General features: G+C 59.5%; 9 protein-coding genes. 4 read left to right on the top strand and 5 right to left on the bottom strand.

The features are described from left to right. Positions 1–251: 251 nt before the first annotated feature. Both LKG04_RS01155 and LKG04_RS01150 read left to right on the top strand, forming a co-directional pair. Positions 252–647 (top strand): hypothetical protein, encoded by a 396-nt coding sequence (locus LKG04_RS01155; protein ID WP_291763161.1) that lies wholly within the window; start codon positions 252–254, stop codon positions 645–647. A gap of 324 nt (positions 648–971) precedes the next feature. Then, complete coding sequence (locus tag LKG04_RS01150; RefSeq protein ID WP_291758769.1) at positions 972–1,964, top strand: aldo/keto reductase; 993 nt, start codon at positions 972–974, stop codon at positions 1,962–1,964. A gap of 143 nt (positions 1,965–2,107) precedes the next feature. Here LKG04_RS01150 and LKG04_RS01145 read toward each other — a convergent pair whose 3' ends face one another. After that, positions 2,108–2,893 carry a GNAT family N-acetyltransferase gene (locus LKG04_RS01145; RefSeq protein ID WP_291758766.1) on the bottom strand — a complete coding sequence of 262 codons (786 nt, stop codon included), beginning with the start codon at positions 2,891–2,893 and terminating at the stop codon, positions 2,108–2,110. A gap of 553 nt (positions 2,894–3,446) precedes the next feature. Here LKG04_RS01145 and LKG04_RS01140 point away from each other — a divergent pair. Next, entirely contained in the window at positions 3,447–4,634 is a 1,188-nt protein-coding gene (locus LKG04_RS01140) for a MarP family serine protease (protein ID WP_291758764.1), read from the top strand. 412 nt (positions 4,635–5,046) lie between these two features. On the opposite strand, the gene LKG04_RS01135 is transcribed toward LKG04_RS01140, so the two are convergent. Together LKG04_RS01135 and LKG04_RS01130 are read right to left on the bottom strand one after the other, a co-directional pair. Next, entirely contained in the window at positions 5,047–5,649 is a 603-nt protein-coding gene (locus LKG04_RS01135) for a superoxide dismutase (RefSeq protein WP_291758761.1), read from the bottom strand. 129 nt (positions 5,650–5,778) lie between these two features. Then, positions 5,779–7,341 (bottom strand): MFS transporter, encoded by a 1,563-nt coding sequence (locus tag LKG04_RS01130; RefSeq protein WP_291758759.1) that lies wholly within the window; start codon positions 7,339–7,341, stop codon positions 5,779–5,781. A 199-nt stretch (positions 7,342–7,540) separates the two neighbouring features. On the opposite strand from LKG04_RS01130, the gene LKG04_RS01125 reads away from it, so the two are divergent. Continuing rightward, positions 7,541–9,361, top strand: coding sequence for an AMP-dependent synthetase/ligase (locus tag LKG04_RS01125; protein ID WP_291758758.1), 1,821 nt, complete (start codon positions 7,541–7,543; stop codon positions 9,359–9,361). Between the two features lie 931 nt (positions 9,362–10,292). Here the strand turns inward: LKG04_RS01125 and pyrE are convergent. Together pyrE and pyrF are read right to left on the bottom strand one after the other, a co-directional pair. Then, positions 10,293–11,078: an orotate phosphoribosyltransferase gene (gene pyrE, locus LKG04_RS01120; RefSeq protein WP_291758755.1), complete on the bottom strand. Its 786-nt coding sequence runs from the start codon at positions 11,076–11,078 to the stop codon at positions 10,293–10,295. Positions 11,079–11,319: 241 nt separating this feature from the next. After that, positions 11,320–12,339 carry an orotidine-5'-phosphate decarboxylase gene (pyrF, locus tag LKG04_RS01115; RefSeq protein ID WP_291758753.1) on the bottom strand — a complete coding sequence of 340 codons (1,020 nt, stop codon included), beginning with the start codon at positions 12,337–12,339 and terminating at the stop codon, positions 11,320–11,322. Positions 12,340–12,379: the final 40 nt, after the last annotated feature.

Raw genomic sequence — 12,379 nt, 5'->3', positions numbered from 1 at the left:
AGGTATATTGGCGACCTGCCGGTGAACGCCGATGATGTTTCCCCGCTCAGCGATGCGATGCAGACACAGTGTGGCGGCAAGAGGCTACGAAGATGTGCAGGGATATCGCACAGGGCGCCATCGCGGACCGGCATAACGAACAGGCGATGAGAGACACGTCAATAACGAAGGCGCAGCGCGCTGGCTGATATACGGGTTGATGCGTGCCTGCAGACTGGGGGAAAAGGAGGCTGGGTCCGTGTGCATGGAACATGGCGGGTATTACCCGCTGGGGATCGTCGCGGAATCGGAAATCGATTATCGTGTGCCGATCGATGCATGAGACGCTGCACTTCGGCGAGATGATGAACGAGTCTGCGCCGATGACGAAGACGCTGAAAAACAGTTCGGTGACGATGATCAGATCCTTGAGGCCTTCATACGTCGGTTTGGCTGAGGAAGCCAGCGAAGATGGGCCTGCTGCGACGCCTAACCTGCCGCGGTTTCTGGCAGTGGCGATAAAGGCTAACGGTGGTGCTGGACGCGGTGAGCCCCTTGATGGCACTTCCTTGCTTCTGTACGGTCAATGCTTCTGCGTTATCCGACCGGCGTCTGCCGGCAGCATGCCGAAGCAAACTGCCGTAAACCGGTCTGAACGTTCAAGCTAAGACGCGTCCATCCGGCGCACAGGGAGAGAAAAATGGTTCGCCAGTTTGGCGGGTTCGTGCCCGGATCCTGCGCAGCCGCATCATTCGGGCCCCCGCAGCCTGTGGACGTGCAGCAGGCACAAGCAGTTTTATGCTTCGAGCGAAGACGTTCGCAGCACATCCGGCAGCGCGCATTACGCTGATTGATAAGGGTTTGGAGTTGCGATGCCACGGCAATGCCGGCGCAGCGGCGTCGGTATCCAGACAGCAGAATCCAGCGATGCGACGTTTACCCATCAACATCTCGCGGCAAGGCATGCCGGCGCAGACATCAAGGAGCAGCGTATGAAATACACGAATCTGGGCAGAACCGGCATGAAGGTGAGCCGACTGGTTCTTGGCACAATGAACTTCGGTACCCGGACCGGCGAGAAGGAATCCTTCGCGATCATGGACCGCGCCTTGGATGCGGGAATCACTTTCTTCGACACGGCGAACGTCTACGGCCATGGCGGCGGCAAAGGGCCATATCGCGGAGCGACAGAGGAAATCGTCGGCCGCTGGTTCGCGCAGGGCTCGAGCCGCCGCGAGAAAGTCGTGTTGGCGACCAAGTTCTACGGCACGATGGACAACGAGATCGATGGGCCGAACGATCAGTCCGGCGTTTCCGCATACAAGCTCTACCGCAGCATCGATGCGTCGCTGCGCCGTTTGCAGACCGATCACGTCGAGCTGTACCAGATGCACCATATCGATCATCGCATCAATTGGGACGAGATCTTCGGAGCCTACGAAAATGTCATTGCGCAGGGCAAGGCCGTATACGCCGGCTCAAGCAATTTCGGCGCCCGGCACCTTGCCTATGCCAGCGCCGCCGCGGAAAAACGCCATTTCCTGGGTCTGGTCAGTGAGCAGCATCTGTACAATCTCATGCAGCGCCTGCCTGAGCTGGAACTGCTGCCGGCCGCGCAGGATCTCGGCATGGGCGTCATCGTGTGGAGCCCGCTTGAAAGCGGGCTGCTGGCGCCGCATGCGCTTGACGCGAGCGCTGGTCGGCGTGCTGAGAGCGCCCGGAAGCTCTCCCCCGCCCAGCGCAAGCAGCTCGAAGATTATGCCGCACTGTGCAAGGAGCTGGGCGAGAGCGAGTCGAACGTCGCGTTGGCTTGGCTGCTGCACGATCCTGCCATCACCGCGCCGATCATCGGTCCGCGTACCATTGACCAGCTCAACGATGCCTTGCACGCCGTCGAGATCGAACTGTCCGACGATGTGCTTGCACGCCTCGACGCTATCTTCCCAGGCCCCGGTGGCTCCGCGCCTGAGGCATACGCCTGGTGAACGCAGCCTAGGCACAGTGTCTCATGCACACAGTGCCTTATACCCAAGTCGGGCCAAGGTTTTTCGTCGGCGGAATTCCGCGGGTCAAAATCGCCATGGCCTGACTTGCATATGCTGGCCTAGGCGTGTGAAACCGGGATTGATCAGTGGTCTTTCGCCAAAACGTAATACAGCATCGCAGATTCTTCTTTGAACCCGCACGATGTGTACAGATTCAGCGCACGGTCATTGTCTGTGTCGACTTGCAGGATCACCGTTTTGGCGCCCATCGAAATCAATGTAGCTATCGACCAGTTGAGCAGTTCGCGACCATAGCCACGTCCGCGATACCCTGGTAGTACTTCCAGGGCGTAGACGCCGCCCTTGTCAGGCAGCAGCTCCAAACGAACGCTGCCAATGATCTCGCCGTCTATTGTGCCGGCGAACGTATGCTGTTGGGCATCCGTTTCCTGGATGCCCAATGCATTTGGGGGCCGCAGTGGACTCAATGAATCTCCCCTATGCTTTGCATATCCTTCTCGCTGTTTGAAATCCGCCGCATTCAGTACCATGTCATATTCGGCATGATGATAGTTCGCGTGCAGACTCTCGACGAATCGCAAACCAGACGACGATTTCCTGTCGCTAAGCAGCAGCAGCAGCAGTTCCTGCGGGCTTCTCGCATTGAATTCGCCTTGCATCCGCCGAAAGAGTTCGGTGAAGATTCCTTGATTCCTGTAGCCCGGGCGTACCATGCCGTTGACCTCCCAGACCGCGCTGTCGAACGAGCACACGCCCAAGTACCCGACCAGCAGTCCACGGTCATAGCAGAAGAACTCATTCATGCCGGAACGGTCGGCCTGTTTTCTTCCCGCCTTGCTCGTCTTGAAATCCAGCTCAAGTTTGAAATCGAGATCCTCGTAGTCTCGGCACGACTTTTCCAGTTCCATGATCTGCCGATGTTGGCTGTCATTAATTGCAACGCTTTCCATAAACATAGAGTTGCCCGTCATTTCGTTTGCCGCTTTCTGCGCATGCGAACTGTATATATGTTGCCTTGGCCTATCATGCGGTCAAACCAAGCTCGTGTTCAAAAACTATCAGCTTCTCAGAAATTCTATACGAAAACTTTTTCCGATAACGTTAGCCGCGGCCCCGCTGCTTATCAGAGAGTGATCGCACCTGCAGTGCGCACAGAAGACTACACACAACTGTTCATTAGATTGCCCGACGATTTTCGCCGTCGACAATAATCACGGTGCCATGCATACCAAGCTTGCGCGCGACGCCATCAGGCCGATGATTTTCCGGGTCGATATAGAGGCGCTGAACGCTGTAATCTCTGTGTTCGCACAGCCAATCACGCGTTCGTCCAACGGCTTTCGCATTACAGATAATGCACGTTGCATAGGAACTGCACCACATGCCGAAACGCGCCGCCGCCTATTTCGCCTCTGGCCGAGCTATCAGGCATCTTTCAGCACGGTGGAAAATCATAGGAGCATGTTGCTGACTATTGACATCGTCCTTGTCGTGTTGCTGATCTGGGGCTTTGCTGCGGGCATCCGCGCAGGATTGTTCTCCACGCTCGGCACGTTCGCGGGTCTCATCGCGGGAGCCATGGCCATGCCCTACATGCTGCCATTCGTCGCACGTTCGATTCCCGATGGCTCATGGCGAGGCTCGGTGGTACTCGGCGTGGCGCTTGGCCTGCTTGCACTGACTTCCAGCATCGGCTCGGGAATCGGCCGGATCCTCCGCCGGGGCGCCGACCGTGTGCATCTTGGCGGAGTGGAGCGGCTGCTGGGTGGCGGTTTGGCGGCACTATGCACTGCAATCGCGTTGTCTTTGACCGCCGCGGGAGTCATTTCCTCCGGGATACCGTTCCTGTCGCAGTCCTTCGCATCCTCGCAAGTAGTTCAGGCCATCAACCGATACACTCCGCAGCCAATGACCGATGCTATCGACCGGATACGCGCCCAAGCTTTCGACAGCACGGGCATGCCCACGCTGAAAGGACTGTTCGAAGGCGGCGACAACGGCGCTAACAGTCCCGTTCCCGCCATAGACACCGATAACGCGAAGATTCAGGCTGCGGCGAAATCCGTCGCCCGCATCTCTGGCATCGCTCCCGCCTGCAGCACCATGTCCTCCGGATCGGGATTCCTGGTGCGCGATGATCTCCTGGTCACCAACGCCCATGTCGTCGCCGGAGTCGCCAATCCGCTCGTCGAGCTGCCCAATGAACCCGCCCGCACCGGCTCCGTCATCTATTTCGACCCCGTCAATGATCTCGCAATCGTTTCGGCGGATGTCAATGCCAAGCCGCTGTCACTGGATGATTCGCCGATTGCGGCCGGCGCCGCGGGGGTCGTGCAGGGCTATCCGTATGGCGGTCCGTTCCAAAGCGTTCCCGCACGGGTGCTGTCCACCGGACGCGACGCTGTGCCCGATATTTACGGGGACTCCACTGCCAGCCGGGCCATTCATGTGCTCGAAGCCCGTGTGGAGCCTGGCGATTCCGGTGGCCCGTTGCTTGATCAGGACGGCACCGTCGCCGGAATCGTCTTCGCGAAGGCAGAACGTTCAGGAATCGGCTATGCGATGGCCAATGAGGAAATCCAACCCATTCTAAGCCATGTTTCAACCCGCAACCCGCCCGTGAGCACCGGGCGCTGCCTCGCCAGATGAGCGGGTGCCGATAGTAGCCGCCGATATCAGATGCATCACGGCCGGAAACGTCGGACTTTCACACCCGAAGGCTCCTCAACCATCGCAATTCCCCGCATTGTACCGACAGCAATGCGGGGTTGTGATGGTTGGAAGGCGGGAAAACATCAAAGCGCCCGCACTAGGGGTCACGATAATGCGGGATTACGGTCGTATATGTGCGGTAATCGAGATGACGCGGGAGCGGGACAGAGTGGTCAATCAGAACATAGCGAGCAATAAGCCCAGCATTCACAGAAACCAAGCGCCCTACGACATGCAAATTCCCTGAACCCTTGGGAAGGATTCAGGGAATCACAGTTCATCGACCGCACACTCAGCCAAACAAATATGCCGAGCCGAAGCCCGGCGACTCAGCGCAGGCCGGCACAGCTCAGTCCGCGCTGACCTTGGCGAAACGCTCGGCGACATCGGCCCAGTTGGCGACATTCCAGAATGCCTTCACGTAGTCGGCCTTGACGTTGAGGTAGTCGAGATAATAGGCGTGCTCCCACATGTCCAGCTGCAGCAGCGGGACGATGGAGACCGGCACGTTGGCCTGCTGATCGAAGAGCTGGAAGATCAGCGGCCGCTTGGCGATCGTATCCCAACCGAGGATGGCCCAGCCGGAGCCTTGCAGCGTCGTCGCGGTCGCGTTGAATTGCGCTTGGAATTTCTCGAAGGAACCGAAGTACTCGTCGATGGCCGCCGCCAGCTCGCCTTCGGGCTTGCCGCCCCCATCGGGGGAAAGATTCTTCCAGAAGACGCTGTGGTTGATGTGCCCGCCGAGGTTGAAGGCGAGATCCTTCTCCAAACGGCTGATGTTGGCGAAGTCGTTCTTGTCGCGGGCCTCTTCGAGCTGTTCGATGGCCTTGTTCGCTCCTGCGACATAGGTCTGATGGTGCTTGTCATGGTGCAATTCCATGATTTTTCCGGAAATGTACGGCTCCAGTGCCGAGTAATCGTAGGGAAGATCGGGAAGCGTGTAGATGGCCATATCGAGGTCCTTTCATCGTTGTTCTGTCCCCACTCAGCTTAGCAATTCCGGCGAGTCTGCGAAGAGCTAAGCGCTGTGCGCGAACAACGAGGCAAAAGCCTTGACGGCTAACGCCCCGCGTATACCTGCTCAGCCCTGCTGCGAATCATGCGTCTGCTTGTGCGCGAACACGTGCGGCGCGACGAGCGCCACGCTGATCAGCGCGCCGATCAGCAGCGCCATGGCCGGCATCGTCAGCGAATCCCTCATCGCATTGGTGAACCGAGTCGCCACGGCGAGCGGCATATGCGCGTCTGCAGCCGACATCCCGGAGAAACGCTGCGAAACGTCTGGAAGATAATGCTCAAGCCGCGCGGAGACGAGCGCGGCAATTGCCGCCGAGCCGATAACGCTGCCGAGCTGGCGCGCGGTGTTGTATACCCCTGAGGCCGCGCCCGCCAAGTATGGCGGCAGATTGCGCGTGGATACCGCGCCCAGCGGCCCCCACATGAACGCGCTGCCGATGCCCAGAAACACCGAGGGCACCAGCAGCCAGCTCCAGGCGGTCTGCGCCTGCGCGATCCACGCGTAAAGCCACAATCCCAACGAGGAGCACAGCAGTCCCGGCACGGCTATGGCACGCGGATGCATGCGGTCGATCATTTTGCCGGAAATCGGCGCGAGGATGATGCCGAGGATCGGCGACGGCAGCGTCATGAGCGCCGACTGCGTCGGGTCGAGGCCGCGCACGATCTGGAAGTAGTAGTACAGCGGCACCGACATGGAGGTGATCCCGAAACCGACGAACACAATGGCGGCCGACGACACCGAGAAGTTGCGGTCTTTGAACAGATTCAGCGGCACCAGCGGCTCCCCTTCGGCACGGGCCTGCCATAGGAAGAAAAGGGCGAACACTATGACACCGAACGCGATGGATGCGATGATCCAGCCGCCCCAGTGGTGCGCATTGCCGCTCTGCACCCCGAAGACGAGGAAGAAGACGGCGACAGCGGAGAGGGCCACGCCGACCCAGTCGAAGGAATGCGTATGCGTTTGGAGCTTTGGAACGTTCACCCACCCAAGAATCAGCGCGATGATGCCGACGGGTACGTTGATGAAGAAAATCCATTCCCAGCCGAAGGAGTTGACCAGGAATCCGCCGAGCACAGGACCCACCATCGTGGCGACGCCAGCGACGGTGCCCCATACTGCCATCGCCCCTCCCCTGCGTGCAGGCGGGAAGATGCGCTGGATGACGGCCATGGTCTGCGGGCTGATGAGCGCCGCGCCGATGCCCTGCACCGAGCGCGCGGCGATCAGGTTGCCGATCTGGCTGCCCGGCAGCTGGGACGACAGCCCGCACCACAGCGACGACAGCGTGAAGATCCCTAGGCCGATCAGGTATATGTTGCGCTGGCCGAAACGGTCCCCCAGCCTTCCCGAGATGAGCATCGGAACGGTGAGCGTGAGCAAATACGCCGACGTGGCCCACAGTACCGTCCCGACATCCACTCCGAGGCCCTCTTGGATGCTCGGGTTCGCCACGGCTACGATCGTCGTGTCCAGCAGGATCATGAAAAATCCGATGATCATCGACCACAGCGAGACCCATGGGTTGATTCCCTTGCGATTGAACCTGTTGCGATCCTTCCCCTTATCGGCCTGCCGCCGAGGCGGTTCCGCGGCCAATGACGCCTCTGAATCCTGTATCATATTTGTTTCCCTCATGTCAGCCGCCTACATAGCTATATGTCATTCCGTTCGCATTCCGCACATTACACCCGGTCGAACATACCGCAAACGGGCATCCGCATACACTTCTTTACGTACTGGTCCTACTATGGTTGTGGCACACAGTGGAGCGCTGGGTTTCGCACTCAGTTTTGCACTCAAGGAAGCTTGCGGAGGAAACGTGAAAAAACAATATACTGCCGGACTGCAGCACCCGATCAACATCGACATCAATCTCTTCGATTTCGTGCAATCCAGGGCCGAACGCGATCCGGATGGTCCGGTGATCGAATACAAGGACGGCAATGCGTGGGCGCATTTCAGCGGGCGCGAATTCCTTGAGATCGTGGTCGCTATAGCCAAGGGACTTATCGCAAAGGGCGTAAAAAAGGGCGACGCCGTCGCGATCGTCTCCCATACGCGCTGGGAGTGGACGGCGCTCGACATGGCCATCATGGCTGTCGGCGGAGTCACCATCCCGGTCTATGAGACAAATTCCGCCGCGCAGATCCGCGCAATTCTCAACGATTCCGCCGTGACATTGGCCTTCGCCGAAGACGAGGGGCAGCTGGCGAAGATCGAATCCGTGCGCAGCCAGGTCGGCACGCTCAAGGATGTCTACGTCATCGAACGCGGCGCAGTCAGCATCATCAAGGAATTCGGCGCCGGCGTAAGCACTGAGGACTTCGAAGAACGCCGGAAGGCCACGCACGGCAATGATCTGGCGACTATCGTCTATACCTCTGGCTCTACCGGAACGCCAAAGGGCGTCGAGCTGTCGCACGCCAATTTCGCCTTCCTGTGCCTCTCAGGCCTGCAATTCATGCCGCGCGCCTGCAACATTCCCGATCGTGGGCTGCTGCTGTTCCTGCCGCTTTCGCACGTTTTCGCACGCTATATGGAGATTCTGAGTTTCGCTGGAACCCTGCGGCTGGGGCTTTCCAGCAATTTCTCGACAATCATCGACGATTTCCAGTCGTTCAATCCCACGCTGCTGCTGGCAGTGCCGCGCGTATTCGAAAAGGTCTACAACGCCGCGTCACAGCGGGCCGGCGGCGGGTTCGCAGGCCGGCTGTTCAAGCGCGCGGTAAACAACGCGCGGGAATGGTCGGTGGCTCAGCAGTCCGGTCAACGCCTGCCGCTGGGCAGCCGCATCCGCCACGCATTCTACGCGAAGGCGATCTACAGCCAGATCCTGCGCATCTTCGGATCAAACGCCGATTTCTGCATCACCGGCGGCGCCCCGATGGATCCGATGATCTCGCACTTCTTCAATGGCATCGGCATGCCGCTACTCGAAGGCTATGGCATGACCGAAACCGCCGGGCCAGTGTCTGTGAGCCTGCCCGGCAGCAATCGGATCGGCACAATCGGCCAGCCGCTGTCTGGCGTGACCTTCGGCATCGGTGACGATGACGAAATCTGCATCAAAGGGCCAATGACCTGCCGCGGCTACCATAACCAGCGCGAAGTCAGCGCCGAACAGATCACGGACGGCTGGCTGCACACCGGCGATCTTGGCGACATCGACCACGACGGCTTCATCCACTTGACCGGACGCAAGAAAGACCTCATCATCACTGCAGGCGGCAAGAACGTCTCCCCCGGCGGCCTCGAGGCCTCCGTCATGACCTCGCCCGTCGTGGATCAATGCCTTGTCATCGGCGACCGCAGGCCATTCGTCGCTGCCCTGGTCACCATCGACTTGGCCGATGCTAACGAATGGCTCAAGACCCAAGGCGCAAAGCCCGTCGAGAGCTTGGAGCAGGCCAGCCGCAACGTCATCATCCATGACGAGGTGGAGCGCGCGGTCGCCGAGGCGAACACCGCGGTCTCGCGCGCCGAGTCGATCCGCAAATTCGAGATTCTGCCCGGCTCCTTCACCTCGGAGAACGGCCTGCTCACGCCGAGCCTGAAAACCAAGCGCACCGCCATCGAACAGGCCTATGCCAAGGTCATCGACACGGTAATCTACGTGCCGCGCGGCAAAAGGCTAGGATAGGCGATTCCGTGGTACTCGTAATGCCTCATCGGTTCCTCCTCGAAAAACAGCTGCCGCAACGATTACTACAATCTGCCTGACTCGGTCGACAGGCGCCATCCCGATGGCGCTGCCCATCATGGTGGGCAGCGCGCGGATCATAGAGGCGTTTGACGCCTGCTGGCCGTTGAAGGCGACCGTCTGCCACAGGCCGGTAATCATGGGACGTCATCGTGCTGCATCCCGAAAGCTGCCAGGATAAGCCGTGCTGCCGATAGAGCAGGAGCAGGAAGTTCAATCCCAGCAGGGAACGGGACGATTTCTTCGATTCCGCCGAATCCTCATCCATGCCCGTCTTCTTCGGCGCGCTTTGCATATCGCATCGATCACATGGATGTGGCGATGCTTGAATCTCGCCCAGGAAATCGAATCTGGCTTGGAAGGCAATCGTTTCGGCGTTGACGCTCATATCGGAGACGCCGCACCGGATGACCTCATCCGTCATTCGTGGGGCGAGTATGGCATCACCTGTATGCACCGAACGGGTCATGCGGCAAGGATCCCCGTCTGACGTCTCCGCACAGGAATCCCGATGCGCCGGCTTAAGGGGCGTCCCCCAAGGCAAGGTCGCGTTTGAACAGCTCTGGCACCCCGGTCTCTCGCTGGTCAAGAATAATATGCCGTACCGGTTCACTCATCATTCGTTCCTCGCACATATTCAGCGCCCTTCGGATCGTAACGAATCGATAGTCTTGCCGTCCATGACATCACGATTAATTATTTCTTGTCGCCATAGACGACAAGGGCGAGAAAGAGCAAGCAACTGCCACAGCGGAATGAGGCGGCAAAATCGAATGCAAGCCGAAAAGGACAGACAACTGTCTTCATGCCCACGTTTCAGCCAGTCAGACGATGCAAACGGACAATGGAAACTTCAGTTGCTCACCTCTGGTCACGCACCGTATTGCGCGAGGTAGTCTTTGGCGCGCTGGGCGAGTTCGGCGCTGAGTAAGGGCTTGCCCTCGGCGTCGGTCATCTGCCCGGCGGCAGCGAAGATCTCGCGCACGTTGGCGATGGGAATCACCGGGAAGCCGAACTCCTGTTCCACAGCGAAAACGGCGGAACGGTCGGAATCCTTGGTTTTCTCCATGCGGTCCACCGCGAGAATGAGTCCGACGATTTCGACGTCTGCCGCCGCCTTGATCTTGGGCGCGACCTCGCGCACCGCGGTTCCGGCCGTCATGACGTCGTCGACGAGCAGCACCTTCATGCCGTCGCCCAGCTGGGTGCCGACGAGCATGCCGCCGTCGCCGTGATCCTTGATTTCCTTGCGGTCGAAGGTGTAGCCGATATGCGCATCATGCATCGAGGTCAGCGCGATGGCAGTGGAGACGGCCAGCGGAATGCCTTTGTACGCCGGCCCGAACACGGTGTCTATGTCACAGGGCAGCGTTCCGGCAGCTATGGACGTGGCGATGCGCTCGGCGTAGAAGGCGCCGAGCGTGGCAATTTTGCGGCCGTCGTTGAACGCGCCTGCGTTGATGAAATACGGCGATCGCCTGCCGGATTTCAAGGTGAAGTCGCCGAATTTCAGCGCCTGCGATTGCAACAGGAAAGCGGTGAAGCGGCTGTCCAACGAGTCTGCCGCCTCCCCACGCGTCGAAACGGCGGAAATCCGTGTTTTCGGATTCCCCGTGTTTGCTGTGGTTGCCGCGCCCTCAGCGTCTACCGTGTTCATTTTCGTCCTTTCGCCTGCCGTTCCTTTGATTATTCAGTTGTATCCCATCGCCGTCGTCCATACGACATATTCTCGTTCGCGCGCCCGTCATGGCTGACATGGAGAAAAGTGCCCTATGCGCGCGTCGACACTCATGTTGCGCGTTAAAACAGACGATCAATAACCGTTTCTCATTGTCAGGCGAGCAGCGATCGGTTCGGAACGCACGAGACCGATACGCTCAGGGTTTGTCTTCCCACGCTCACCGGTACACGGCCACGCGCAGCTCGTCGCGCATGTCGAGCGCTGCCCGCCGCGCCGCGGATGCCACGAGGCCAAACGCCTCGTCGGCGGTCATATCGCTGCGATATTCGCCGGATTCCTTCCAGGCTGCGATGATGCCGCGCGAGGAGTTGACGATGGAGCCCGACCCGTCCGCGTCGAACATGCCGGCCACATCCTGCGCGGTGCCGCCTTGCGCGCCGAATCCGGGAACCAGGAAGAACGTGTGCGGCATGCGTTCGCGTAATTCCCGGCCTTGCTGGGGATGGGTCGCGCCCACGACGGCACCTACGCGCGAATATCCTTCGGTTCCCAGCGAGTCGCTCCCCCAGCTGCTCACCAGATCGGCGACATGCTCGTAGAACCGTTCTCCCGATGCCAATTCAAGTTCCTGGATGTCCTTGCTCGACGGGTTCGAGGTGCGCACCAGCACAAAGATTCCCTTGTCGGTCCGTTTCGCCGAATCCACGAAAGGAGTGATGCCGTCAGTGCCGAGATACGGGTTGACCGTCACCGCATCCTCATGCCACAGATCGTCATATGGACCGCCTTCGCGCGGCGTATCGACAGAGGGGTCCGCAATCCGCGGCAAACCGCTCAGATGCTGCGCGTAGGCGGCTGCAGTGGAGCCGATGTCGCCGCGCTTGATGTCGCCGATGACGTACAATCCTTGCTGCTGCGCATATTCGCACGTCATCGTGTACGCGTCGATGCCAGCTGGCCCCAGCGCCTCGTACATCGCGATCTGCGCCTTGACAGCAGGCACGATGTCGGCGACGGCGTCGATGACCACTCGATTGAATTCGAAGTACCCCATGGCGAGGCGCGAAGCTACTTGTTGCGCGGCGTTTTCTGATTCGCCGTCCCCAGCACCCGTATCATCACTGATGTTATCTCCCACCATGTCGAACACTTGGGGCGGCACCAACAGCGTGGTCGGGTCCAGCCCGACGACGCTCGGATTCTGCGTGGCCTTGATAGCCGCGATCAGACGGTCCATGGCTTCGTTCCTTTCCTGAATACTCTTCAAATTCCATCAC

Source organism: Bifidobacterium sp., from assembly GCF_022640935.1.
Lineage (GTDB): Bacteria > Actinomycetota > Actinomycetes > Actinomycetales > Bifidobacteriaceae > Bifidobacterium.
The sequence above is the reverse complement of the archived record's forward strand: the minus strand, read 5'-3'. Positions and strand labels throughout refer to the sequence as shown.

Bases quoted from the DNA above. Each gene is read 5' to 3' on its own strand.
- pyrE (WP_291758755.1), bottom strand. From the start codon at position 11,078: ATGAACACGGTAGACGCTGAGGGCGCGGCAACCACAGCAAACACGGGG.
- LKG04_RS01130 (WP_291758759.1), bottom strand. From the start codon at position 7,341: ATGATACAGGATTCAGAGGCGTCATTGGCCGCGGAACCGCCTCGGCGG.
- LKG04_RS01150 (WP_291758769.1), top strand. From the start codon at position 972: ATGAAATACACGAATCTGGGCAGAACCGGCATGAAGGTGAGCCGACTG.
- LKG04_RS01155 (WP_291763161.1), top strand. From the start codon at position 252: ATGGCGGGTATTACCCGCTGGGGATCGTCGCGGAATCGGAAATCGATT.
- LKG04_RS01145 (WP_291758766.1), bottom strand. From the start codon at position 2,893: ATGGAACTGGAAAAGTCGTGCCGAGACTACGAGGATCTCGATTTCAAA.
- pyrF (WP_291758753.1), bottom strand. From the start codon at position 12,339: ATGGACCGTCTGATCGCGGCTATCAAGGCCACGCAGAATCCGAGCGTC.
- LKG04_RS01140 (WP_291758764.1), top strand. From the start codon at position 3,447: ATGTTGCTGACTATTGACATCGTCCTTGTCGTGTTGCTGATCTGGGGC.
- LKG04_RS01135 (WP_291758761.1), bottom strand. From the start codon at position 5,649: ATGGCCATCTACACGCTTCCCGATCTTCCCTACGATTACTCGGCACTG.